Annotated in this window: 26 protein-coding genes; 20 read left to right on the forward strand and 6 right to left on the reverse strand. The window is 41.0% G+C overall.

What is annotated here, in order from left to right:
• Position 1: 1 nt before the first annotated feature.
• From WDA22_02960 to WDA22_02980, 5 genes are all read right to left on the reverse strand, one after another.
• Complete coding sequence (locus WDA22_02960; GenBank protein ID MFA5832416.1) at positions 2–823, reverse strand: prolipoprotein diacylglyceryl transferase; 822 nt, start codon at positions 821–823, stop codon at positions 2–4.
• A complete protein-coding gene (locus WDA22_02965) occupies positions 823–1314 on the reverse strand; it encodes a hypothetical protein (GenBank protein MFA5832417.1) in 492 nt (163 codons plus the stop codon). Before WDA22_02965 ends, WDA22_02960 begins: the two co-directional genes overlap by 1 nt.
• Positions 1315–1350: 36 nt before the next feature.
• Positions 1351–2601, reverse strand: coding sequence for a histidine--tRNA ligase (gene hisS / locus WDA22_02970; protein MFA5832418.1), 1251 nt, complete (start codon positions 2599–2601; stop codon positions 1351–1353).
• A 72-nt stretch (positions 2602–2673) separates the two neighbouring features.
• Positions 2674–3144 carry a PTS sugar transporter subunit IIA gene (locus WDA22_02975; protein ID MFA5832419.1) on the reverse strand — a complete coding sequence of 157 codons (471 nt, stop codon included), beginning with the start codon at positions 3142–3144 and terminating at the stop codon, positions 2674–2676.
• Between the two features lie 89 nt (positions 3145–3233).
• Positions 3234–5747 (reverse strand): sugar phosphate nucleotidyltransferase, encoded by a 2514-nt coding sequence (locus tag WDA22_02980; protein ID MFA5832420.1) that lies wholly within the window; start codon positions 5745–5747, stop codon positions 3234–3236.
• A gap of 205 nt (positions 5748–5952) precedes the next feature.
• On the opposite strand from WDA22_02980, the gene WDA22_02985 reads away from it, so the two are divergent.
• The 14 genes from WDA22_02985 (at position 5953) to WDA22_03050 (ending at position 17883) form a co-directional block, all read left to right on the forward strand.
• Positions 5953–7872, forward strand: a complete 1920-nt coding sequence (locus WDA22_02985; protein ID MFA5832421.1) for a diguanylate cyclase — start codon at positions 5953–5955, stop codon at positions 7870–7872.
• Complete coding sequence (locus WDA22_02990) at positions 7872–9056, forward strand: phosphopentomutase (GenBank protein ID MFA5832422.1); 1185 nt, start codon at positions 7872–7874, stop codon at positions 9054–9056. The genes WDA22_02985 and WDA22_02990 overlap by 1 nt, the downstream gene beginning before the upstream one ends.
• A 49-nt stretch (positions 9057–9105) precedes the next feature.
• Positions 9106–9405: a hypothetical protein gene (locus WDA22_02995; protein MFA5832423.1), complete on the forward strand. Its 300-nt coding sequence runs from the start codon at positions 9106–9108 to the stop codon at positions 9403–9405.
• Between the two features lie 2 nt (positions 9406–9407).
• The gene (locus WDA22_03000; protein ID MFA5832424.1) at positions 9408–9791 is read left to right on the forward strand and encodes a PIN domain-containing protein; all 384 of its coding nucleotides are present in this window, start codon (positions 9408–9410) and stop codon (positions 9789–9791) included.
• A gap of 2 nt (positions 9792–9793) precedes the next feature.
• Positions 9794–10003 carry a GDCCVxC domain-containing (seleno)protein gene (locus tag WDA22_03005; protein ID MFA5832425.1) on the forward strand — a complete coding sequence of 70 codons (210 nt, stop codon included), beginning with the start codon at positions 9794–9796 and terminating at the stop codon, positions 10001–10003.
• 45 nt (positions 10004–10048) lie between these two features.
• Positions 10049–10915 (forward strand): RNA polymerase sigma factor RpoD/SigA, encoded by an 867-nt coding sequence (locus WDA22_03010; GenBank protein MFA5832426.1) that lies wholly within the window; start codon positions 10049–10051, stop codon positions 10913–10915.
• A gap of 342 nt (positions 10916–11257) precedes the next feature.
• On the forward strand, positions 11258–11581 hold the full coding sequence (locus tag WDA22_03015) for a hypothetical protein (protein ID MFA5832427.1): 324 nt from the start codon (positions 11258–11260) through the stop codon (positions 11579–11581).
• 10 nt (positions 11582–11591) lie between these two features.
• Positions 11592–14030, forward strand: coding sequence for a carboxypeptidase regulatory-like domain-containing protein (locus WDA22_03020; GenBank protein ID MFA5832428.1), 2439 nt, complete (start codon positions 11592–11594; stop codon positions 14028–14030).
• Positions 14027–14851 (forward strand): hypothetical protein, encoded by an 825-nt coding sequence (locus WDA22_03025; protein MFA5832429.1) that lies wholly within the window; start codon positions 14027–14029, stop codon positions 14849–14851. Before WDA22_03020 ends, WDA22_03025 begins: the two co-directional genes overlap by 4 nt.
• A gap of 127 nt (positions 14852–14978) precedes the next feature.
• Positions 14979–15644, forward strand: a complete 666-nt coding sequence (locus WDA22_03030) for an NlpC/P60 family protein (GenBank protein MFA5832430.1) — start codon at positions 14979–14981, stop codon at positions 15642–15644.
• A gap of 74 nt (positions 15645–15718) precedes the next feature.
• On the forward strand, positions 15719–16303 hold the full coding sequence (gene def / locus WDA22_03035) for a peptide deformylase (GenBank protein ID MFA5832431.1): 585 nt from the start codon (positions 15719–15721) through the stop codon (positions 16301–16303).
• 142 nt (positions 16304–16445) lie between these two features.
• On the forward strand, positions 16446–17387 hold the full coding sequence (gene fmt / locus WDA22_03040) for a methionyl-tRNA formyltransferase (protein MFA5832432.1): 942 nt from the start codon (positions 16446–16448) through the stop codon (positions 17385–17387).
• A gap of 21 nt (positions 17388–17408) precedes the next feature.
• Entirely contained in the window at positions 17409–17645 is a 237-nt protein-coding gene (locus WDA22_03045) for a type II toxin-antitoxin system HicB family antitoxin (protein MFA5832433.1), read from the forward strand.
• On the forward strand, positions 17635–17883 hold the full coding sequence (locus WDA22_03050) for a type II toxin-antitoxin system HicA family toxin (protein MFA5832434.1): 249 nt from the start codon (positions 17635–17637) through the stop codon (positions 17881–17883). The genes WDA22_03045 and WDA22_03050 overlap by 11 nt, the downstream gene beginning before the upstream one ends.
• Before the next feature lie 5 nt (positions 17884–17888).
• Here WDA22_03050 and crcB read toward each other — a convergent pair whose 3' ends face one another.
• The gene (crcB, locus tag WDA22_03055; protein ID MFA5832435.1) at positions 17889–18263 is read right to left on the reverse strand and encodes a fluoride efflux transporter CrcB; all 375 of its coding nucleotides are present in this window, start codon (positions 18261–18263) and stop codon (positions 17889–17891) included.
• 108 nt (positions 18264–18371) lie between these two features.
• Here crcB and WDA22_03060 point away from each other — a divergent pair, with 108 nt between their 5' ends.
• From WDA22_03060 to WDA22_03085, 6 genes are all read left to right on the forward strand, one after another.
• A complete protein-coding gene (locus tag WDA22_03060) occupies positions 18372–19190 on the forward strand; it encodes an AAA family ATPase (GenBank protein MFA5832436.1) in 819 nt (272 codons plus the stop codon).
• Between the two features lie 4 nt (positions 19191–19194).
• Entirely contained in the window at positions 19195–20106 is a 912-nt protein-coding gene (locus tag WDA22_03065; GenBank protein ID MFA5832437.1) for a ParB/RepB/Spo0J family partition protein, read from the forward strand.
• Positions 20107–20198: 92 nt separating this feature from the next.
• Complete coding sequence (locus WDA22_03070; protein ID MFA5832438.1) at positions 20199–20582, forward strand: RidA family protein; 384 nt, start codon at positions 20199–20201, stop codon at positions 20580–20582.
• Entirely contained in the window at positions 20583–21209 is a 627-nt protein-coding gene (locus WDA22_03075; protein MFA5832439.1) for a DUF5683 domain-containing protein, read from the forward strand.
• Between the two features lie 4 nt (positions 21210–21213).
• Positions 21214–21933, forward strand: coding sequence for a hypothetical protein (locus WDA22_03080; protein ID MFA5832440.1), 720 nt, complete (start codon positions 21214–21216; stop codon positions 21931–21933).
• 12 nt (positions 21934–21945) lie between these two features.
• The gene (locus tag WDA22_03085; protein MFA5832441.1) at positions 21946–24204 is read left to right on the forward strand and encodes an NADP-dependent malic enzyme; all 2259 of its coding nucleotides are present in this window, start codon (positions 21946–21948) and stop codon (positions 24202–24204) included.
• Positions 24205–24301: the final 97 nt, after the last annotated feature.

Raw genomic sequence — 24301 nt, forward strand, 5'->3', positions numbered from 1 at the left:
GTTACAATGCCGATGTTTTTTTAATCCGTTGAATAGAATTCAGTCCGATTGCACCGATGGCAATAAGAACGAGAGAGATGATCTGAGCTTCGCTTAATCCAAATAACAGCCGGGGATTTAATCGGAAAAATTCTACAGAAAACCGTTCAATACCTGCCAATACGAGATATGCTGAGAACATTTGTCCTTCTGCATTCCATTTCTCGCGATTCTTCCAGAGGATCATGAAAAAGAGAGAACAGATGATCGTTTCGTATATGGGAGTGGGATGGCAGAGTGTATTATCGGGAACAATGCCGTTCGGGAATAGTGAAGTCACTTCCGGAAAATTTCTAAATGCCGCTGAAGGAGGATAAGTGCCGTTCGAATAATCAGTTCCCCAGGGAAGATTCGTAGGAAAACCGTAATCACCGTCGCCGGCAAGATGGCATCCGATTCGCGCCAACCCATAGGCAAGGATGATTGCCGGTGCGATGGAATCTCCGATAGTAATGAATTTAATTTTCTTTTTCTTGGAGTAAATATAGACGGAAACGGTCGAAAGAATAAATCCGCCGTAAAATGTCAATCCCCCCGGGGAGAAGGTCATTCCGATGGGATCTTGAATGAAGAGATTCCAATTTTCTAAAAGGTACAACAGTTTGGAACCTGAAACTCCCGCAATGAGTGCAATAAGTGTAATATTAGAAGCGAGATCAGGATGAAGTTTTCTTCGTTTGAATTCTTTGGCAAGAAGATAGTTGCCGATCAAAAAGGAGAGTCCCATCATCAGTCCAAAACTGTAGATGGTGATACCGCCAAAGGAGAATATAACTGGATGCATTAAGGTTTCGTCTTTTTAATTTTTTGTTTTTTAACTGCCGGGTCACGATGGATGTCCGGTTTTGGTTCTGCCATCACTACGTCGTTGATCCTGTTCGTCTGGAATTCATGTTGGTCTGTGTAAATTCTTAAGAATGAACTTGTTTCTTTTGTTGATTTGAATGCCGCTGCGGAAAATGTAAATTCCGTATCTGCCTTTATCTTATCTTTTTTTACAAGAGTGAAATGAACTTTTTTCGGCAAGTCAAAATAGACCGTGTGAAACTGCGCCGTTCCGGTCGCCGGCATGTTCATTGAAGGAGCGCGCAATCCGCGCAGTGTCCAAATTACTCTGTCTCCCTTAACTTCCTCTTTCACATCAATCACATAACTGAAATTCGTGAACTGTTTAGATGTCTCAAGCAGGAAAAGGATCCCCGCTTTTTTTAATGTCTCATCAAACGTCGGTTGAACCAATAAGCGGTATTCAATTGATTGTTTCTTTTGCGTCATAAAAACCTATATTCGGTTGACGCAGAAGCGGCACCGTTATTTTTTGAAAAATCCGACGATCTCACTTAACAAAATATCCTGTTGGGTATGGTCAGTAAGATTTTTCAACAATGCTTTACCACTTTTAAGTTCCATTGTTCCCACAACTAATGAAAATTCCGCCTGCTGTCTGTCCGCTTCTTTCATCTGCGATTTCAAACTCCGTGCAAGCAGATCGTATTCCGAAGCAATTCCGTTTGACCGCAGATTCATCGTGGTTTTGAGAACCCATTCGCGTGCAGATTCATCTGCTGCCGCGATGAAGATTTTTGGATTAAGTTTCGGCGGTTGAAATCCTTTTTTTTCCAGGATCATCATCAACCGTTCCAACCCGGCTGCAAAACCGACGCTGGGTGTTTGTTTCCCGCCAAGCTCCTTCACTAACAGATCGTACCGTCCGCCGCCCGCAAGAGCATCCTGCGAACCAAGTTCGGTACTGGTGATCTCAAAAGCTGTCTTTGTATAATAATCTAATCCTCGTACCAATCGTCCATTTACGGTGAATGGAATTCCATATGCTGTGAGAAGCGATTTTACTTTTTCAAAATGCTTGGAACACTCTTCATTCAAATGATCGGTGATGAGAGGCATCGATGCCGTGAGTTTCTGATCGTTTTCATCTTTAGAATCGAGAACGCGCATTGGATTCTGATTAATCCGTTTTTGACTTTCAAAAGAAAGTTTGTCGGCGATCTTTTTCAGTTCTTCGCGAAGGATCTCTTTATATTTCGGGCGGCATTCTTCGTCACCGACGGAGTTGATCTGTAAAGAATAATTCGTGATTCCCAGTCTCTTATAGATCTCGATCGTCATCGCGATGATCTCTACATCGGTTTCCGGTGTCGGCGATCCGATTGCTTCTGCACCGAACTGATGGAATTGTCGAAGTCTGCCTGCCTGCGGACGTTCCTGACGAAACATCGGACCGATATAATAGACTTTGGAAAGCGGCAGCGATTCGCCAAGATTATTTTGAATGTAAGCGCGGATAGCAGATGCTGTTCCTTCAGGGCGAAGCGTGATGCTGTCACCGCTTCTATCTTGAAATGTGTACATTTCTTTTCCGACAATATCCGTCAATTCACCGATGCTTCTGGCAAAGAGGGATGTCGATTCAAAAATTGGTGTCCGGATCTCTTTGTAGTTGAATTGTTGAAATACTTCACGGATCGTCGATTCGACGAACTGCCACAATGACGATTCGGAAGGAAGAATATCTTTTGTGCCTTTGATTGAACGGTAATTCACAGGATACAGTATAGTAATGAGAAGAGGGTCTTCGGGCGTTGTGATGCAATAAGAAGGATCAAAACCATGTTCCTAATTGTCAAAATATTGCGCTTCTTCGGTTTTGAAAATTTCGATCACTTCTTTTGGTGTTTTTGCATCCAATAATTTTTTTCGGAAATCTTCCTTGTTCATTAAACGGGAGATTCGGCTGAGCAGTTTAATGTGCGGTCCAACCATACTGTCTTTGCCGATCAAGAGGAAAATTAAATGGACTGGCTGTTCATCCAGCGATTCGTAATCGATAGCTTCTTCGGTGATGGCGAACGCTGCGACGATATCCAGCACAGCGTCACATTTTCCATGGGGAATTGCGAATCCGTTTCCGACGCCGGTGGACATGATTTTTTCGCGTTCAAAAATAGCTTCGCGTACTTTTTCAATGTCCGTGATCCTGTTCGAATGATTGACAATCGCAATCATTTCATTAATGATCTCGTCTTTGGATTTGCCTTTTAGTTTAACTCGTACGACTGATTCATCTAAAATATCACTGATCTTCATTTTCTGATAATCTCCAAACTGTCAAATCGGGTAACGTTGTCAAAGTTCATTCAATATACGGTTTTTGCCGTGCAAATGGAAACAATTATTCAATCCCGGGTATCGCGCCATTCCACAATCTTCTCTTCGTATTGCGAAACGAGGATTTCGGCAATTTCTTTATCCGCAGATTCAGCGTGAACATGGAACGACGGTAATGCTCTGTCCGGCCACATCAACACAGAAGTGGAAGCTTTTTGATCGAGCACCAACTTTACACCATCAAGCAGAATGCGATGCTGTTGATTGTCGGTATCTTTCATCAGATAGCGCATTACTCTTCCTTTTTTATCCCATGGAACGTGAATTACTTTCTTATTCATATGAAGTTTCGGCACTTGTTTGTCCAACTGACCAAAACGAGTGTTTGCAAGTGCGAGCATCTCCATAATCTTTGCAACGGAATACATTCCATCACTGGCAAAAAGGAAATCGGTGAAAATGAATCCTCCCTTTGTGCCGCCGACGAATTTAATATCTTCTTTGGTCGCTGCTTCCATCAATGACAAATGACTATCGCGTGTCTTCACAACTTGCACGCCCATATGTTCAGCGATCAGATCAATCTCAGCTGATGCGGTGATCGGAACAGCAATTTTTTTCACATCAGGATAAACGGTGAGGAAGAGATGTGTCACAAGTGTAAGCAGCCGATCAGTCTCAACAAATTTCCCATTCTCATCAACAACCAAACAACGCTCAGCGCCGGCATCCAAAATGAAACCGACATCATATCCAAGAGAGGTGACAATGTGGGAAAGCTGACTGACACTATGCTCAAATTCTTCAGCGCTCCGGGTGATTTTTTTTGCATCCAAATAGGCATTTTGTGAAAGCACCTGTGCATTGAACGAACCAAGGATGTTTGGGAAAATGGAGGAGGCGATGCCGCTGGAATAATCGATCACTAATTTGAATTTCGACTGTGTGATTGCATCCACATTAATGGTAGAAAGGAAGTTTTGAATATAACTTTCCTGTGCACGTTCCGGGAATGAGACTGCACCGACTTCATCTTGTTTTGCTCTTGGAAAATCTTCACCGAAGAATAACCGTTCAAGGGATTTTGTCTTACTCGTCGGAAGATCTTTTCCTTTCCCGTCAAAAAAAATAATATCGGTCAGGTTTTTATCGACCGGTGATTTCCGGACATGAATACCACCGGCGTGTTTTCCGCTTCGTAACTCTTGTCTCAATATTGGAATTGAAACGGCGCGAAGGTCTCCCGCATCTACACCGGCGGACATCAATCCGCACATGATTGCACGGTTCATCATTCGTGAAACGTTGTCGGAATCCCGACTCATCAAAATGGTTTTTCCTTTTCCCGCCAATGCACCGAATGATGCACCAATCTTGGCGCCGAATTCAGGATTCATCTCTATATTAGACAGTCCGGTAATCCGCGCATCAGTGAAAAGATCTTTCAGCCATTTATCTTCCCACACTAATGAACGGGTGAGAATTGCACCGTCTTCCACCTCTTTTTCTGGCCACAATTTAATATTTGGTGCCAGCTTGCTTTCCTTGCCGATCACGCATTTATCGGAGATATAAACATTATCGCTGATAATTGCATAGTCGCCGATCTTACACCATTTTGCGACAACGCAGGATGTTAATTCCGCACCTTTGCCAACCTTCGTGTCGGACCAAATGACGGAGTTGCGAATTATTGTGCCATCTTCAATAACGCAATCATTGCCGATAACTGATTTAATGATCTTTACGTTTTTCCCGATCTTGCAATTCTTGCCGATCAATACTTTTCCTTGAAGATTGTCGACTGAAGTTTCGATCGTCGAATTCGATCCGACAAAAGCGCTGCCGACAATATTTCCTTCGTGATGCAGTCTCACGCCGTCGTCCAATGCATCAAGATGTGCTTCCTGATATTCATTCAGGTTGCCAACATCGCGCCAATATCCTTCCGCAATGAAGCCATACAATCCCATATCCTGTTCAAGCATTGCCGGGAAAAGATTCTTGCTGAAATCGAATTCTTTTTGATAGGGAATAAGTTTGAGTACCTCAGGTTCGATGATGTAGATACCAGTGTTAATGGTATCGCTGAACACTTCGCCCCATGACGGCTTTTCAAGAAAACGGGTAATCTTTCCGCTGCTGTCCGTAATGACAACACCGAAGGCGAGTGGATTTGTTGCGCGGGTAAGAACGAGTGTTGCCTTAGCCTTTTTCTTTTCATGAAATTCAATTGCTTTTGTGAGATCGAAATCAGTAAGAACATCTCCGCTGATGATGATGAACCGTTCATCCAAAAAATCTGCCGCGTTGCGCACGCTCCCGGCAGTTCCGTAATCGGCTTCCGCTTTTCGGTACTGCATTTTAATTCCAAATTTCGAACCATCGCCAAAGTGTCCGGTGATGATATCCGGCTGGTAAAACAATGTCGAAACAATTTCTGTGATTCCGTGCTGTTTCAACAGATCGACGATATGTTGCATCATCGGTTTGTTCATCATCGGAACCATCGGTTTTGGAATATTACATGTAAGAGGACGGAGACGTGTGCCGAAACCGCCAGACATTATTACAGCTTTCATAGGAATACTCGGTTGGTCAATAAAGAGGTTTTCTGATTTAGTGTAGCTAAAAATTGAAATTGGCGCAACACCTTTTTTGTAAAATAACATCAACGAAACATTTCATTGATTAACAATATGTAATGAATTCTTCATTGACTTTAGAGTGAATTATGGGTAAATTCAGCAAGTTTTTTGCGGTTTCTCAACGTTCAAGGACTCATTAATGCCGGAAAATCAGCGGGAACTTGTCCATTCTAATAAGATTCAACAACTATTAGAAGAGATAATTCTTGTCGGTGTTGGAGTCCTTCTCGTATTTTTGGGAGTGTTCAGCTCGGTGCTGGCGACCAATATTGTTTCCGTTGGGATCGGCGTTTTCCTTTTCTACACTTCGTATAATTCATACCGTATCAAATTCGGGAAAACAAAACCAGAGGAGTTTGAGGAAGAAGATTTTGAGGATGAAAATAGCGAAGTATTTGAAAATGAACGCGAGCCGATATTAGATTTACGTTCACTTCCATCAAAAAAGATAGAACGTCCGGGTTTACAAGAGAGTAAGAGTGAACAGGGAATTAGGATGCGCCAGCCGGAGCGGACCGCTGTTAATTTTACTGCGACAGATTTTTTCGAGGAGAAACAAACATCATCAATGAGTCAGGCAGAACCGCAGAGCGAATTTAATAATTTACTTTTAAAAGCTTTACAGATCGTTAAAGAAGTCAGCTTTGCCCACACCGTTACTTTTTTTTGGGTAAAGGCTGAAACTCGGCAGCTTGTTGTAGAAGGGAAGATCACAGATTCTTCAGCATTCACACATGAACGGAAACTTCCGCTTGGTGTGGATGTGGTGAGCATGATCGGCGTGAATGGAGAACCGCAGTTAGTGAACAACATTCTTCCGGAAACCGAACGTGACATCCTCTGCTATTATAAGAATCTGCAGGATATAAAATCATTTATCGGCGTTCCGGTTTTTTATGCGGGAGAGGCATCATCGCAACCGATTGGCGTGCTGACAGTTGATAGTAAAGCACCCGACGCGTATGGCGAAGAAACATTTGCGATGCTGTCGCATGTTTCCAAACTGATCTCGTCGATGCTTATTAGCTATACAGAAAAGTACGATCTTTTTGCCGATGTGAAGTTAATTGAAGCTGATACAAAATTGAAACGCCGGATTTCCGATCATCCTTCAATCAATGTCGTGATGAATTCGCTGACGGAAGAATTAGAGAATATTGTGTCGTGGGAATCGATCAGCGTGGTTTTATATGATGAAGGGCAGAGGACGTGGGGAATCGCTTCAACGCGAGTGCGTGGGAATGATCGATTCGTTTCACCAAAACAGCCGATTGATTTTGAAAACAGCATTGTCGGACATTCCATTAGATCCAACAGTCTGCAGACGGTAAATCTGGCGCAGAATTCCAAGATGATCTTCAATGAACACGAACGATCATCAGATGTATTGAAACATGGTATGTTAGTGGTTGCTCCGTTCTCGTCCGGCGGGAAATGCTTTGGTGCCGTTGTTGTTTCTGATAGAGATGCGAATGCTTATTCCAAAAAAGATATTGCGGCAATCCAGTTCCTCTCTTCAACCGTTGCACCGGAATTTGAGATTACGGAATTAAACACCATTCTCAGTGAGCACATTGCCATTGATGAGTTGACGGGAACAATGTCAAAGAAGTATTTCTCCTTACGGTTAAGTGAGGAATTGTTCCGTTCAACAGAACGGGAAGAAGATTTAAGTTTAGTTTTTGTTACGTTGTATAATATCGCCGATATTCAACAACGGTATGACAGTGATGGAACCGATGCTGCGTTAATACATGTTGCTCGGCACTTGCGTGCAAGCGTTCGTCCATATGATGTTGTTGCGCGTTATGATACCTCAACCTTTGCTGTGATTCTTGTGGATACCATTGCCAACGACGCGTTTTTGTGGGCTGAAAAACTGCGTATGGCTATCGCGGGAAGCATCGTGACAATCGGCAGAAAGAGTTTTTCCATTTCTGTTACCATTGGTGTCAGCGGAGCATCGTCCAAAATGACCGGTGATGAATTGGTGAAGAATGTTTCTCATGTGCTCGATCTGGCAAAAAAAGCGGGTGGAAATATCGTAAGAGTATTCTGATGAAGAAAAACGGTAAAGTAATTTGTATTGTTCTTGACGGCGTCGGTATTGGTGCTGCTCCCGATGCACATCTATATCACGACGAAGCGGCGAACACATTGTGCAACACTGCGTCCGTTACAGGCGGTTTACATCTGCCGAATCTTGCAGCACTTGGACTCGGAAATATCGCGGAGATCACCGGCGTTCCGAAAAATTCCAATGCGACGGGAAACTTTGGGAAGATGCGTGAGGTTTCTAAAGGGAAGGATAGTACCACCGGACATTGGGAATTTTCCGGTATCATTTTAGAAAAAGATTTTCCGTATTATCCGAACGGCTTCCCCAAGGATGTGGTTGATAAATTTTGTGCGTTGACCGGCTGCAAAGGAGTGCTTGGCAACAAAGCTGCTTCCGGCACGGTGATCCTTGACGAACTCGGGATCGAACATGAGAAGACCGGATTTCCGATTATCTATACGTCGGCAGATTCTGTATTTCAGATAGCTGCTAACGAGCAGGTGATTCCATTAGAACGATTGTACGAACTCTGCACTATTGCACGAAATGAAGTGTTGGTCGGTCCGCATGCAGTTGGAAGAGTGATCGCGCGGCCGTTTACGGGATCAAACGGAAATTATAAACGGACAACGAATCGTCGCGATTTTTCTTTGTTTCCGCCGAGTACAACCATGCTCGACATTTTATTTGAACAGAAAATTCCAACGGTTGCTATTGGAAAAATTGATGATCTGTTTGCCGGAAAAAGTTTAAGTGAAAAGATTCACACAAAATCCAACAGCGAAGGTATTGAAGAGACGATCAGCTGGGCGAAAAAGACTCCGATTGGTTTTGTCTTTACGAACCTTGTCGATTTTGATGCATTGTTCGGACATAGACAAGATCCGAAAGGAATGAAAGAAGCGCTGGAATATTTTGATGTTCAACTTCCACGTATTCTTGAAATATTAAATAGTGATGATCTGTTGATCATCACCGCGGATCACGGAAATGATCCGACTGATAACAGCACCGATCATTCGCGTGAATATGTTCCATTGATTGTCTATTCTCCAAACGGAAAGAACAATATCAATCTCGGCATTCGTCAGACTTTTGCCGATCTTGGTAAATCTGTTGTTGAATATTTTGGTTTTGAAAAGAATGTTTTGAAGGGAACAAGTTTCCTGGATAAGGTCATGTAAGATGTGCGATTTTCCAAATCTAAAAGATTTGGAAAATTGTAGTATGAATATGGAAAAACCAAAACACAGTGTTCAGTTTCAGACAGAAGTAGATGGGAACGGGAACGTATCGTTTTCAAAGCAGGTGTTCGAACTTCAATTGAAGCCGGGATCGAAAGTGACAGTGAATATTTTCGGAGGTGTTATCTCCGATCAATTGACGAAGCTGAAGGTCACGGAAGAAGAGATTGAAACAATCGGTAAAATGCAATACGAAGATCGTGAACATGTAATGTCCTTCTTATCATCACAAGGAATTCTGAGCAAAAATAAGCGTTTTTCGGGGCGAATACGGCGGATGTTAACGTGATCGTGAAGAAAATTGTTGTAGATTCAAGTATTATTGCGGATCATCTGACAACTACGAAGGTTGAATCGTATCTGCGGAAATTGTCGAAACAGTACTTTTGCTATACGACGGTGTTCAACGCTATAGAACTTTTTGCCAGTGCAAAGAGTCTAAAAGAGACAGAAGCGATACAAGATGCGATGGATGCTTTGAAAGTGCTCGGAATAAATCCAAAAAGTGCAAAGAATATCGCATCAGTTGTTTCGTCCAATAAGAAGAACAGTTTTGCTGCGTTGATTGCTGGCATTTGTGTTGAAAGTAAGTTACCAATCGTGACGATGAACGCCAAAAGGTTTTCCGGAATAAAGAAGTTGGAAATTATTCGTGTGCGTGAACTTTTTAGGTGATCATGAGTATGATGGTTCTTCAATCGATCATTACTTGTCCGGAATGCGGATTTCAAAAAGAAGAAACAATGCCGATCAGTGCATGTCAATTTTTTTATGAATGTACACAGTGTAAATCAGTTCTGAAACCGAAAGCAGGGGATTGCTGTATATTTTGCAGCTACGGGACAGAAATCTGTCCGCCGAAACAAGAAGCAAAAGAATGTTGTTAAGATGTTAGTCGTATCCATGAATTCTATCAGTAAGGTGAAGCGTTAATGGTAAAAATTACAAAACAATACACGAATAGAGAGAGCCAATCGCTCGACAAGTATCTTCAAGAGATCGGTAAAGTCGATTTGCTAACTCCCGATCAAGAAATCCAATATGCAAAGGATATTAAAAAGGGAGGAGCCAACGGACAAAAGTCGTTGGAGAAATTGACGAAAGCGAATCTTCGCTTTGTGGTGAGCGTTGCGAAACAATATCAGAATCAAGGATTGTCACTCGGCGATTTAATCAACGAAGGAAATCTTGGACTGATTAAAGCAGCAAAACGTTTCGATGAGACCCGTGGATTTAAATTCATTTCCTATGCGGTGTGGTGGATTCGTCAATCGATTCTTCAAGCGCTTGCAGAACAATCCCGTATCGTTCGTTTGCCATTGAACAGAGTCGGTGCATTGAACAAGATCGGTAAAGCGTTCAGTCAATTAGAACAGGAATTCGAACGCGAACCAAGTGCCAGCGAACTTGCAGAAGAACTCGATATGTCCGTGTTTGAAGTTGCCGATACATTAAAAATTTCAGGACGTCATCTCTCCGTTGACGCTCCATTTGCACAGGGAGAAGATAACCGACTGCTTGATGTTATTCAAGACGAGCGTCAGCCTGCGCCTGACTCTATCTTAATGGATGAATCACTAAAGGAAGAAGTGAAACGTGCACTGGCGACATTAAGCGAGCGTGAATCCGAAGTGATCCGTCTTTATTTCGGTCTGCACAAAGAACACTCGTTAACACTCGAAGAAATCGGCGAAAAATTCAATCTCACTCGCGAACGGGTCCGTCAGATTAAAGAAAAAGCAATTCGTCGACTGCGACATGCATCGCGAAGTAAAAATCTGCGCTCGTATCTTGGATAATCCACATTTAATCAAATATATTTTTAGAAACCCCTTCAAAGACTTTGAAGGGGTTTTTTATTCGTGCCTAAAATAAAAATTAACCATTGAAATTCCGTCTATTTCGATGGTTTTATTTTAAAAACCACGTATTTACGTGATTGCGGAATAAAGTAATAATCCTTATCTATAAACCTTTTTACCTATCAATACAGCTACCTACCAGTAGAACAATAATAATTTGACAATTTTGGTCATCAAAAGTAGATTAGAGGAGTCTAAAATCAGATAAATTTCTCCTTTTTCTCACCCTCGAAAATTGCATAAAATGAATACTGTATTTTTAATGAAACAAGGAAATGTATGTGTTTTGTTACTGTTCATTCTGTAACAAAAAGTTATCAAGAAATATCTCAAGCATATCAGGGTTCAAAAGTATTCACTCAACATATTAGAATAAGACTAGTAAAATCCAAAGATACACTAACATTTGAAACGAAGGGGAGAAGTGAGATAAAGGACTTATCTAAAGACTATGAAAAGTCTATGTATGTAAATCATAATAGTCTAACATATAACAATGTCATTGAAGAATTGCAAAAAGAGGGATTAAAATTAACAGTGGAACAATACGGTGAAAATTATTTCGTTCAATTAATATATCCTGAAAAGGAAAACAAACAATAAGGGTAACATTATGATCCACAACTTCAAAACAAACTTGACGGTAGTAAATATTATTCTCGTTGTGTCTTATGTATTTCTTGGTTTATTTGCTGATGACTGCTGTCCGCCAGAGACAGGAGAAATTAATGGGACAGTAACAAGTAATGGTCAAGCTGTCTCTGGTGCTACTGTTTCTTCTAATCCACCTATTGGAAATGGCGCTGCTGTTACAGATCCCAACGGGATGTTTAATTTTAAGGATGTTCCAGAAAATAAAAGCTATACGCTCACTGCCTCGAAGGATGGATATGAGAATGGAACGGCTTCAGTTTTTGTCGCGAAGAAACAGTTAGTAACGCCCACAATCACTATGGTACAAAAATTACCGGTCTTGCAGATTGTCAATTCAAGTGAAGATTTTGGTTCAAGTAATACAGTATTAAACTTCACTCTTAAAAATCAATCCGGATTTGGAACATTGACGGTAACCTCTATTGGAATAAGTTACCCCGCCAACACTCCAGCTTGGTTGATATTCGATCGGTCAGCAAATATTACAGTTGCCAATGGAACAACAGGAACAACAGTTGCTGCAACCGCAGATAGAAACGCACTGACAACGTCCGGGAATTATCAGGCAACAGTAACATTCAATTCTAATGGGGGCAATATTAGCTTAGTTGTGTCTATTGCAAAGCCTGGATTAACTTCTCAGATTCTCGTAACTCCAGCCGACACATTAAAATTTGGATCAGGAGCAACATCCCTACCGCTTACAGTAAAAAATGTTGGGCCATTAGGAACGACATTGCAATGGGACATTGTTTCCGATCATCCAACGACATGGTTACCAGTTAGTTCGATCGTACGAGATAATATTGAAGGCCAAGGGCAGCGAGTTATAAATATCATAGTTGATAGATCTAACATAGCAGAAGGATTGCATCCCGGAACTTTGATATTTAAAAATTTAACAAGTTCGACAAATACACAAACAATTCCTGTGTCAATGCTGGTTGTGAAAACAAACGGGGAAATCAAAGGAACAATTAAAGATCAATCATCCAATGGCATTATTGGCGCGACAGTCACCGCCGTCCCCGGAAATTATTCTGCAACAAGTACGACTGGAGGATTGTACACTCTAAATGTTCAAACAGGTTCTACATATACAATTACAGCTTCCAAATCTCCTGAATTTGTTGATAGCTCAATTACTTCTGTTGTAGTCGGTTCTACTTCGGCAAATATTGTGTTGAGAAGAAACTTTGGATCGATCTCAGGTACAGTTGTCGATTCCGCAAATGAATTGGCAAAACTACAAGGGGTTGCAGTAATTGCCAAAGGAAAGATTGATAATGTACAGTATTCAGCGAATCCTGCAACGACAGATGCAAATGGAGTATATTTCATTTCCAATCTTCCAGCGACTCAGAATTATGATGTCACAGCGAGCGTTGCAGCATATTATCCTAAAACGGTATCGAATATTACAATTGGGCAGACTTCTCTGATGATTTCTTTAGGAAAAATAACTGGGTCCATATCTGGAACTGTAACAGATTCTACAAGTGGATTGAAAGTGGGAGGTGTAAATATAAGTGTTGATGGGACGTCATTGTCTACGGTTACATCCAACGATGGTTCTTATACACTTTCAAATATTCCTCTTGGTACCTACAAAATTGTTGCATCGAAGAATAATTATTTTATTGGAACAACTACAAAAGATACGTCAGGTGTCACAATTACTAGTAGTGCTAAAACTGTTAATTTTACATTAGTTGGTAAACTACCTACTGACGGAATGATTTTGTTCTATCCATTCAATGGAAATTTAAAAGATAGATCTGGATATGGTCTTGATGCAACTGGTAGCGGTATAACAGTAAATGGAAGTGATCGTTTTGGAGGATTAGGTAATGGAGCATATTTTGATGGCTCATCAAATTTCATGTTTAGAAATGATACTTCGACACTGCATACACCTACAGCTCTTTCGATTGCACTCTGGATCAAATTTGATAAGGAACCAGTTGCCGGTACAAATTTTTCAATATTGGACAAAAGAACCGGTACAGTGTACCAATATGATTTGTCCTACCAAATAGATAATTCATCAAATAAATCACTTGTTTTTGATACGTATGCCGATAATGCAGGTTCGGTATTCCATCAAAACAAGATGCAAAAAACACTCTCAGAAGGAATCTGGAACTTTATTTGTGTCACCTTTAATGGGACACAATCAATTATTTATGTAAATGGTATACAATCTAAAAATATAGTCCCTATTATTTCATTAGCTTCGACAATTAATAATCCATCTCAAGGAGCGCCAATATATTTCGGACGAGACTATAATAATAAAGGATATCTAAAAAGCTACATTGATGATGTTCGGATATTTAATAAAGCTTTAATTGAAGCTGAAATTCAAGCACTTTATAGTGAAGGAAATTGGAAATGAAAATATTGCTAATTTTTTCTGTTTTTTTTCAAATTCTTATATCAAATGATCGTCCAAAATGGATCGATGAAATTCCTGCCGGTTACAAAAACAACTATTTTGTGGGACAGGCTTCAAGCCGTCAATCTGAATTAATGGCACGAGAAAAAGCTTTGTTTAGTGCAATTGCAGCCGTTATTCGTGATGCAAAAATGAATGCGCAGGTTAATCAATCTAGTCAGATCCGTCAAAAAGAAGAGATGAAGAATGGTGAATCAGTGAACTTTGAAGAGGTGACAAAAATTACCTCCGAAGTTGTTATTAAAGGAGAATCTCAAACAATTATGGGGTTAAAGGAAGAAGAGCACTTCACAGAATATTCGAATGGTGAGTATACTGTATTTACACTTGTGAAAATTCCGAAACCATTTTCAATGCAAACAGAACCACCGTCAAAATCTGAATATGTGACACGAAGTTTTATTCCGGGATGGTCTCAATATTATAAAGGACAATCCACTAAAGGATTTTTATTTATTTCAGGTGAAGCTGCTTTGATAACATCAGGAATTGTCTTTGCATTTTTAAAGACAGATGCGGAAAATCAAATATCTCCATTTTATGCACAGGCAGTGAATGATGATTATCAAACTCAAGCGAACACATTTAACACAATAAGCACAATTTCATTTATCGGTGCAGGTGTATTGTATGTCTATAACATTATCGATGGGATTTCGAGCGAAGAAAAAGTGTATGTCAATAACGTAACGATTAAACCGGCAATATTCACTTTAAATAGACAAAATGGATTGGGAATAAATATAGGAATTTCGTTTTGAAGGGGTTTTGACACTCCAATTCTTTGAAATTTTCAAAAAGACAATCTAATAATGATTTTGTTGACGGCTCATAAAATGAGCCGTTTTTTATTTCTGAAATTCTTCAATTTTTTGTAGATTATATCACATGAAATGGCAAATTCCGTTAATTATTCTCATTCTTTTGGCAATTGGCTGCGGTCCTTCATCACCCCGTTTTGCTGGAAAGGATAGCTCAAAAAAAGAAACGAAGAAGACTAATAAAGGGAACATCCGTTTCACCTCCAAAGTAATGGAAGAGGAAAAGAGAGAAGACGATAAAAAAGTCGACCTAAAAAAAGTGGAACAGCGTTTTAGTAGTGCTAAGTCTTCAACAAGTCCGGTTTCACCCAAAAAAGAGAGTGTGGATTCTAAAAAACCGAGTGGCTCTGTCGCCGGAAGCTTTGAACAACAGAAAATGATGGATGCAATTCTTGGATGGATGGGGACTCCGTATGAATATGGCGGAGAGGGAAAAGGAGGGATCGACTGTTCTGCTTTTTCAAGAGAAATTTTCAGATCAAGCGCAGGCCAAGAACTTCCGCGAACAACGGAAGATCAAGCGAAATTGGGTTCATCCGTACAACAGGAAAATTTGAAGTTTGGGGATCTGATCTTTTTTAATACAACCGGACAGAATCCATCACATGTTGGTATTTATATCGGCGACGATATGTTCGCCCACGCAAGCGTTAGTTTTGGAGTGACACTTTCTTCATTATATTCATCTTATTATAAAAAACGATATACAGAAGCAAGAAGAGTCTTACAATAATTTTTTCATTGAATCATCGTGCAATTGATTCAATGTATTAATGAACAAATGGATCAATTTATTTTGGAGTAACAGTGGCAATATTACCAATCTACCTATACGGCAACGAAGTTCTTAAGAAAAAAGCAAAACAAGTAGCCGAAGTGACTGATACGGACATTAAGCTTATTCAAGATATGTTTGAAACAATGCATGAGTCGAATGGAATCGGTTTAGCAGCAAACCAGGTGGGAGATTTGAAACAGATTCTCGTCGTGGATATTTCCGATATGGAAGCAGGGAAAGGGACGAAGCCGCTTGCCATTATCAATCCCAAAATTGTGGATGAAGAAGGGGAATGGGAAATGGAAGAAGGCTGTTTGAGCATACCGGAGGTTAGGGAAAAAGTATGGCGCGCCGAAAAGATCACCGTGCAGTACAACGATGTGAACATGGAAAAGGTTGAGTTGACAGCAGATGGCATGCTTGCCCGTGTCATCCTTCATGAGATGGATCACTTGAACGGTGTCCTTTTTATCGATCATTTGACCTCAACGAAGAAAACATTGCTTCGTCCGAAATTGAAGAAAATTATGAAGGGACATGTAGAGACGGAATATGAAGTTGTTATTGCAGGCGAGCATAAATCGAAAACAAAAAGTAAAAAAATTGTTTTATAGAAATTATACTTATCCCCGCGCGCAAGCAGATTATCCCGTTTTATGGGATTCCGCAAGACGGGATTACAAAAAGCGGAACCACGTCGTCATCCCAAAGTATCGGGACTCCTCCTCGCAATGACGCAAAATTATTGGTGTTTGAATGAAAATAGTATTTATGGGCACTCCGGATTTTGCTGTTCCAAGTCTGGAGATATTACTGAAGAACAATTACACGATCTCTGCAGTGGTGACCGCTCCTGATAAACCGCGCGGGAGAGGACAGCAGGTCAGTTTTACTCCCGTAAAAGAATGTGCTCAAAAATATTCTCTTCCGATTTTTCAACCCCAATCGCTGAAAGATCCACAATTCATCGCTCAACTTGCTGAACTCAAACCAGATCTTTTTGTGATTGTTGCATTCAGAATTTTACCAAAAGAAGTGTACTCCATCCCAGATAAAGGAGCGTTTAATCTACACGCATCTTTGCTCCCAAAATACCGCGGTGCAGCACCAATCAATTGGGCGATTATCAATGGAGAAAAAGAATCGGGAGTAACAACATTCTTCCTACAGGATAAAGTTGACACTGGAAATATCATTTTGCAAGAGAAGGTGACGATTACAGATGAGATGAATGCCGGGGAATTGCACGATGCACTTTCTGATATCGGTTCGAGAGCTGTATTGGAAACTGTGCAAAGGATTGAACAAGGGATAGCAAATCCTCAAAAACAAAATGATCTACTTGCTTCACCAGCACCGAAAATATTTAAAGAGACATGCCGAATTGATTGGAGTCGATCTGCAGAGAAAATCCATAATTTCATCCGTGGACTTTCACCATACCCGGCGGCGTGGACGAGTCATAATGGAAAAGTGGTGAAGATATTCAAGAGCAGAAGAACAGAAAATGAGATTCAGAATTCAGGATTCAAGATTCATGGTGCAGGTGAAATACTGGTAAGTGAAAAGCAATTGTTCGTAGCCGCCGAGAATTCAGTTCTTGAAATTCTTGAACTTCAACAGGAAGGGAAGAAGAGAATGAGCGCCGAAGAATTTTTACGGGGATATAGATTTGCGGAGAATAGTAGATTTGATTAGATTACTTATGGAGGAACCTGTATGAAAACCTTAAAACATATGATTACTGCTGTCATCAGTCGTGGGGAAAAATACTTTGTGGCAGAATGTGTTGAAATAAATGTCGTCACACAGGGTATTACGATGGATGAAGTTGTTTCAAACTTACAAGAAGCAGTGGCGCTGCATTTCGAAGGAGAAAATCACGAAGAAATGGGTTTTGTAAAAAATCCAGTGCTGATTGTGACAATGGAAGTTGAACCTGCATATGCCGCCTAAATTAAAACGGCTATCAGGAAATGAAGTTATTTCGATCTTGTTGAAATTTGGATTTGTTATTCATTCACAGCGTGGCAGTCACATAAAGTTACGAAGAATTATTTCAGAGGGTGAAAAACAAACGTTGATTGTCCCAAACCATAAAGAAATTGATCCGGGCACACTTCGAGCAATTATAAAACAATCTAGTAAATATATTAACGAAAACTTTTTGCATTCAGAATTTTTTTCTGAATAAATATTTTAAAAATTCTCTCCGATATAAAACCCGATCCACGTAGCTATAAGACATCCAAACAGACTCAACCCGCTATTCAATCCTGCACCTAAAAAATTTCCCGATTTCATTAGTGCGAGCGTATCATAACTGAAGGAAGAGAAAGTTGTGAATCCTCCCAAGATACCGATGATTAAAAACAAACGAATATTTTGGCTGACAACAATTCTTTCTTGAAAAAGTGTCATCAACAAACCGATCATAAAGCATCCTACAATATTTACCACCATCGTACCATAAGGAAACAGGCTCTCCGTCCTATTTTGTATGAGGGAAGCTAAACCAAACCTGGCAATACTTCCTAAAAATCCACCTAAACCGATAAATAAATACTGTTCCATAAGAGATTGATAATCAATGCAAATTCGTTGCTTCCATTTTTGAAATGAAGTATATTAATAGACGTTTTGAAATAAAATAAGAATTTTTCAGTAAACAAAAAGCGTTCCATGGGAAAAGTAATAGCCATAGCGAATCAAAAAGGGGGTGTGGGGAAAACCACCACGGCCGTAAACCTTGCCGCATCGCTAGCTGCTGCCGAACATGAAACGCTGTTGATTGACATTGATCCGCAAGCAAACGCTACCAGCGGTGTCGGCATTGAAAGCAAAATGCTGGAAAAAAGTGCGTACGAAGTGATCTATGGCAGTATTCCTGCCGAAGAAGCGATCATAAAAACAACAATGCCGTACCTCTCTATTCTTCCATCACATATCAACATGGTCGGTTTGGAAGTTGAATTGGTGAACGAAGAGAATCGTGAGCAGAAACTCCGAAATGCTCTCACGTCGATTAGAAAGAAATACGAATACATTATAATCGATTGCCCTCCTTCGTTAAGTTTGATCACGTTAAATGCATTGACATCGGCGGATTCTGTCCTGATCCCAGTGCAATGTGAATATTACGCGCTCGAAGGTCTTGGACAGTTATTAAACACAATCAATGGAGTAAAAAAATCATTCAATCCTTCGTTGGATATTGAAGGTGTGCTGATGACGATGTTCGATTCACGATTACGTTTGTCAAATCAAATTGTTGATGAAGTGAAGAAATATTTCGGCGAAAAAGTATTTTCTGTGATTGTAACGCGAAATGTGCGATTAAGCGAAGCGCCAAGTTTTGGCAAGCCGATTTTATTGTATGATGCAGTTTCGTCCGGTAGTAAAAACTATATCGATCTTGCAAAAGAAGTGATGAAGAATTATGATCAACAGCGGGCCTCCCACCGGAATGCATCGTTGAAATCCGTTTCCCATTCAGTATAGAATAATGTCCGATCCAAAATCAAAATCAGTGTTAGGAAAAGGTTTAAGCGCTCTCATTCCCCGGATACCGGAACGAAGCATTCAATCTGCAATGCCAATCTCCAAAGAAGTAGTGCAGACAACTTCCACATTAGAAATTGAAGTAGCGCAAATCTCTCCGAATCCTTTTCAACCACGTTTGGATTTTGATCAAAAGTCACTTGAGGAATTAAAACAATCAATCAAGCAGAACGGCATTATCCAGCCGATCACCGTACGACGAACTATCGGCGGAACATTTGAATTGATTTCCGGTGAACGTCGCGTTCGGGCTTCGCAGGAATTGGGGAAGAAAACCATTCCGGCATATATCATCAGCGTCCATTCCGATGCCGAGATGTTGGAATTGGGTTTAATCGAAAATCTGCAGCGCGAAAATCTCAATCCTATTGAAGTAGCAATGTCCTTTAAGCGATTGATTGATGAATGTAGTCTCACACAGGATCAAGTCGCAGAAAAAGTCGGGAAAGAACGATCGACCATTACCAATTTTTTACGTCTTTTGAAACTTCCGGATAAGATTCGGCAAGGTGTTCGAGAGAACAAAATCTCCATGGGCCATGCGCGCGCGCTTCTGGGTGCATTGGATGACAAGAAACAATTAAAGCTCTATAATAAGATTATTGAAGATGGCTGGTCTGTTCGAAAAATTGAAGATGAGATCAAAGGACGGGATGCAAAAAAATCGTCTAAGTCTTCAGGGAAGCCGTCCAATCTGCGCGGTGATGTTGGATTTCAACAGATTGAAACGCGATTGCGTCACAAGTTGGGAACAAAAGTCAGTATCAGAAAAAATGTGAGCGGTGGAGGAGAGATCGGCATTGAATATTACAATGCAGACGATCTTGAACGATTGATTGATCTGTTAGATAGTTGAATACCATGAGACGATAAATACCGATGAAACACATCATTCTCTTTTTCATTTTCTGCACATTGATTTCCGCACAAACAACCACAAAAAAACCTATGAAAACAATCATTAAAACCGAACAAGCGCCGCTTCCGATAGGACCATACAATCAAGCAGTGGCAACGCAAGGAGAGTTATTATTTACCGCGGGACAAATCGCCCTGGATCCGAAAACGGGTCAAATGATCGGGACAACGATTCAAGAACAGACAAAACAGGTGTGCGAAAATCTCAAAGCAATTCTGTTGGCATCTCACACTGATTTCAAGCATGCAGTAAAGACAACAGTGTTTTTGAAAAACTTTAATGACTTTGCAGCAATGAACGAAGTCTACGGAAAATATTTCGGTGAAGCATCCCCGGCTCGGTCGACTGTTGAAGTGGTTCGTCTACCGAAAGACGCGTTAGTCGAAATCGAAGTGGTAGCTCTTATTCCCTAAATGAAACATCTCTCATTATATTCGCTGATCTGTTTGCTGTTAATCTTCTCGGTCGGGTCAGCGCAATATATTTCCAGATACGAACGTCCGATAAGCACTCCAATTTTTTTTATTCCCATTCCGGATACGGTCATTCATTTGAATGAAGATTCTTTGATTGCCGCACAAATCGGCATTGTCGATACGACTATTCTTCCCCCAAAATCTCCGACGCTTGCCATGCTGAGTTCAATGGTGATTCCGGGTGCCGGACAAATCTATAACGAATCATATATAAAAATTCCGGTGATATGGGGATTGGGGTACTATTTTTATTCTGTCTACAAAAATCAGGACGATCTGTACAAACAGACAAGAACGCAGTATGAGCGTACTCTCTATTCCCGGGACACATCAAGTAATGCCGGCATAAAAAGCGATCTTGCCTATCTTGCTGAACAATACCGCGGCCTTCGGGATAATTATAAACGGCAGAGAAACGAGTTCGGCTGGTATTTAGCCATAACATACATTCTGAATATTATTGATGCATATGTCGATGCAGCGTTATACAATTTTGAAGTGAGTCCAAATTTGCAAGGGACAAGTCAGTGGCAGGTGCGGGCTAGGATTCCTCTTCGGAAGTGAGCCTATGAGGAAATTGAATATTGTGTTTTTTAGTACAGCAACATTTTTTTTCCTCAGCAGTTGCCAGGAATATTCCACGGGAAGTTCAATTAACGGGAAGGTCGGTTTTGTCAGCGAACGTTCTCCCTATGTGTTGGATGGCAAAGTTGTCGATGTAAATAATATACCGGTGGTCGGGGCCGAGATACACTATATGTTCATGCTGCATCAATCCAGTCCTGAGAAAACAGAAGCGCCAAATAGATCGATGTTGAGCATAACAATCAGTTTTAGTATTTCGAAGGATGGATGGACATCGCTGAGAATTTACAGACTTGGCTCAAGAGAATTGATAGCTACATTAACCGATACAGTATTACAAGCAGGAATGTATAGCCGTACGTTTGACGCCGGAAGGGTGACAAATGGCCTGTATGTCTATCAATTGATCTCTGATAAAATATTCGAAGAGAAACTCTTCTATCTTCTGCACGGCGATATGGAGAGTTTGTTAAAAACACGTCCGCTGGCAAAAACAGATGTTGAAGGAAAATTTCGATTACCGCAAAGTTTTTTTGGACTTGATGAAGAGTTTACCGTTACCAATGAAAAAGGGTCGGTGATTGGCAAGTCAATGATCGATTCAATAGGAATAGTAGTCTATCAGAACGCAAAACATCCATTGGTTCAATGGATGAACATTACTAAAAACAGAAATATGGAAGCCACATTCACTTTACAATGATGAGAGGTATTTATGAAAATACGAGAGCAAGATGCGCTTGACTATCACAGTCAAGGGCGCAAAGGTAAACTAGAAGTAACACCCACAAAACCATTTTCCACTCAGCGCGATCTTTCCCTAGCATACACCCCCGGAGTAGCCGTTCCTTGTTTAGCAATCGAAAAAAATCCTGAAGATGTCTATAAATACACCGCCAAAGGAAATCTTGTTGCTGTTGTTTCCAATGGAACGGCCGTTCTTGGGCTTGGCAACATCGGTCCGGAAGCTGGGAAGCCCGTCATGGAAGGGAAAGCAGTGTTGTTCAAAAAATTTGCTGATATCGATGTGTTTGATATTGAGATTAATGCCAAAACACCGGATGAGATCATCAAAGTGGTGCAGGCACTCGAACCAACGTTTGGCGGTATTAATCTTGAAGATATCAAAGCGCCGGATTGTTTTATTGTTGAAGAAGAACTTCGCAAAACAATGAAGATTCCCGTGTTTCATGACGATCAGCATGGCACAGCAATTATTACTGCAGCTGCTCTCATCAATGCGTTAGAAATTGCAAAGAAGAAAATCGATGAAGTGAAGGTGGTGTATAATGGTGCGGGTGCTGCTGCTATCGCTTGCGCCAATCTGCAGATTGCTCTTGGTGTGAAAAAAGAGAATCTGATTATGTGCGATACCAAAGGAGTCATCTATAAAGGTCGTAAGAATGATATGAACCCGTACAAAGAGAAGTTCATGAACGATACAGCGGCAAGAACTGTCGGGGAAGCACTCGTTGGTGCCGATGTCTTTGTTGGTCTTTCCGCGAAAGACAGTATTACGAAAGAAATGGTGAAAACGATGGCGCCCAACGCAATTGTTTTTGCCATGGCAAATCCAGACCCTGAAGTTTCTCCTGAAGATGTAGCAAGCGTTCGCAATGATGTGATTATGGCAACTGGCCGTTCAGATTATGCAAACCAGGTGAACAATGTGTTAGGATTCCCATTTATTTTCCGCGGCGCACTGGACGTTCGAGCAACTACCATCAACGAGGAGATGAAGAAAGCTGCTGTGAAGGCACTCTCTGCGCTAGCCAAAGAGGATGTTCCAGATTCGGTTATCAAAGCGTACGGCGGAAAACCGATCATCTTTGGAAAAGATTATATCATTCCAAAACCACTCGATCCGCGCGCACTTCGTCATGTGGCAACTGCTGTGGCAAAAGCGGCGGTCGATAGCGGTGTTGCCCGTGTACTTATTCCTGATTGGGAAAAATACGGCGATAAATTGGAAGAACGACTCGGCCGCTCAAAACGCTTTACGAACTTGTTGTTCATGAAAGCGCGACAAAATCCAAAACGAATTATTTTCCCGGAAGGGGATGAAGAAAAAATTCTCAGAGCGGCACAGATTCTCGTCGATCAGAATATTGCTCAGCCGATCCTTGTCGGGAACGAAGAAAAAATCCAAAAGGTTATTAAGGATCTTCATTTGGAATTTGATGCACACGTAGAGATCGTTGATCCGAAAACGTTTCCGCAGAAAGATCAATTTGTGGAAGAGTATTATAAACTTCGCCAGCGCAAAGGTGCAACACATTATTATGCGGAACGAACCATGCAGCAGCGTTTTTATTTTTCCATGATGATGGTTCGTCTTGGCTATGCCGATGGTGTTATTGCTGGATTGACAACGAACTATCCCGACACGATTCGTCCCGCACTTCACGTGATCGGCATGAGGCAAAATATTAAGAACGTTTCCGGAATGTATGCCGTGATTGCAAAGAAAGGAACGTATTTCTTCTCCGATACAACGGTGAACATCGATCCTGATGCTGAAACACTCGCCGAGATTGCCTTGTTGACATCGGAAACCGTGCAGCGATTTGATGTCGATCCGAGAGTTGCTATGTTGTCCTTCAGTAATTTTGGTAGCACCAAACATCCACGATCCGAAAAAATAAAGCGTGCTGTGGAAATCATCAAAACAAGAAATCCTAAATTGATGGTTGATGGCGAAATGCAGGCAGATACAGCGGTAACGCCTGAATTGCTTGAAAAGGAATTTCCGTTTAGTTCACTAAAAGGTGCGGCGAATGTTCTTATTTTCCCGAGCCTGAATTCAGCAAATATCGCCTATAAATTGATGGGCCGAATCGGTGAAGCAGAACTTATTGGACCGATCCTGATGGGAATGGCAAAACCGGTTCATGTATTACAACGAGGTGCTGAAGTAACGGATATTGTGAACATGGCAGCGATCTGCGCTGTTGATGCTATCGAAATCCAATAGATTAACTCTTCCACGATATTCTGTGGAACAGTTGGTCGGTAAATTTGTCTTAGGTGTCAACTAAACTTAGAGTTGGTATAGCGTGTCTAAGTTGACA

The organism is Bacteroidota bacterium (genome assembly GCA_041658205.1).
Classification (GTDB): domain Bacteria; phylum Bacteroidota; class Ignavibacteria; order UBA10030; family UBA8401; genus UBA8401.

What these genes read in the sequence shown, in the direction of transcription:
- WDA22_03020 (MFA5832428.1), top strand. Translation starts at nt 11,592, where the DNA reads ATGATCCACAACTTCAAAACAAACTTGACGGTAGTAAATATTATTCTC.
- WDA22_03025 (MFA5832429.1), top strand. Translation starts at nt 14,027, where the DNA reads ATGAAAATATTGCTAATTTTTTCTGTTTTTTTTCAAATTCTTATATCA.
- WDA22_03050 (MFA5832434.1), top strand. Translation starts at nt 17,635, where the DNA reads ATGCCGCCTAAATTAAAACGGCTATCAGGAAATGAAGTTATTTCGATC.
- WDA22_03070 (MFA5832438.1), top strand. Translation starts at nt 20,199, where the DNA reads ATGAAAACAATCATTAAAACCGAACAAGCGCCGCTTCCGATAGGACCA.
- WDA22_03045 (MFA5832433.1), top strand. Translation starts at nt 17,409, where the DNA reads ATGAAAACCTTAAAACATATGATTACTGCTGTCATCAGTCGTGGGGAA.
- WDA22_02960 (MFA5832416.1), bottom strand. Translation starts at nt 823, where the DNA reads ATGCATCCAGTTATATTCTCCTTTGGCGGTATCACCATCTACAGTTTT.
- WDA22_03005 (MFA5832425.1), top strand. Translation starts at nt 9,794, where the DNA reads ATGAGTATGATGGTTCTTCAATCGATCATTACTTGTCCGGAATGCGGA.
- WDA22_03010 (MFA5832426.1), top strand. Translation starts at nt 10,049, where the DNA reads ATGGTAAAAATTACAAAACAATACACGAATAGAGAGAGCCAATCGCTC.
- crcB (MFA5832435.1), bottom strand. Translation starts at nt 18,263, where the DNA reads ATGGAACAGTATTTATTTATCGGTTTAGGTGGATTTTTAGGAAGTATT.
- WDA22_03065 (MFA5832437.1), top strand. Translation starts at nt 19,195, where the DNA reads ATGTCCGATCCAAAATCAAAATCAGTGTTAGGAAAAGGTTTAAGCGCT.
- WDA22_03085 (MFA5832441.1), top strand. Translation starts at nt 21,946, where the DNA reads ATGAAAATACGAGAGCAAGATGCGCTTGACTATCACAGTCAAGGGCGC.
- fmt (MFA5832432.1), top strand. Translation starts at nt 16,446, where the DNA reads ATGAAAATAGTATTTATGGGCACTCCGGATTTTGCTGTTCCAAGTCTG.
- WDA22_03075 (MFA5832439.1), top strand. Translation starts at nt 20,583, where the DNA reads ATGAAACATCTCTCATTATATTCGCTGATCTGTTTGCTGTTAATCTTC.
- WDA22_02995 (MFA5832423.1), top strand. Translation starts at nt 9,106, where the DNA reads ATGGAAAAACCAAAACACAGTGTTCAGTTTCAGACAGAAGTAGATGGG.
- WDA22_02975 (MFA5832419.1), bottom strand. Translation starts at nt 3,144, where the DNA reads ATGAAGATCAGTGATATTTTAGATGAATCAGTCGTACGAGTTAAACTA.
- WDA22_02980 (MFA5832420.1), bottom strand. Translation starts at nt 5,747, where the DNA reads ATGAAAGCTGTAATAATGTCTGGCGGTTTCGGCACACGTCTCCGTCCT.
- WDA22_03015 (MFA5832427.1), top strand. Translation starts at nt 11,258, where the DNA reads ATGTGTTTTGTTACTGTTCATTCTGTAACAAAAAGTTATCAAGAAATA.
- WDA22_03030 (MFA5832430.1), top strand. Translation starts at nt 14,979, where the DNA reads ATGAAATGGCAAATTCCGTTAATTATTCTCATTCTTTTGGCAATTGGC.
- WDA22_03060 (MFA5832436.1), top strand. Translation starts at nt 18,372, where the DNA reads ATGGGAAAAGTAATAGCCATAGCGAATCAAAAAGGGGGTGTGGGGAAA.
- WDA22_03080 (MFA5832440.1), top strand. Translation starts at nt 21,214, where the DNA reads ATGAGGAAATTGAATATTGTGTTTTTTAGTACAGCAACATTTTTTTTC.
- WDA22_02985 (MFA5832421.1), top strand. Translation starts at nt 5,953, where the DNA reads ATGCCGGAAAATCAGCGGGAACTTGTCCATTCTAATAAGATTCAACAA.
- WDA22_02965 (MFA5832417.1), bottom strand. Translation starts at nt 1,314, where the DNA reads ATGACGCAAAAGAAACAATCAATTGAATACCGCTTATTGGTTCAACCG.
- WDA22_02990 (MFA5832422.1), top strand. Translation starts at nt 7,872, where the DNA reads ATGAAGAAAAACGGTAAAGTAATTTGTATTGTTCTTGACGGCGTCGGT.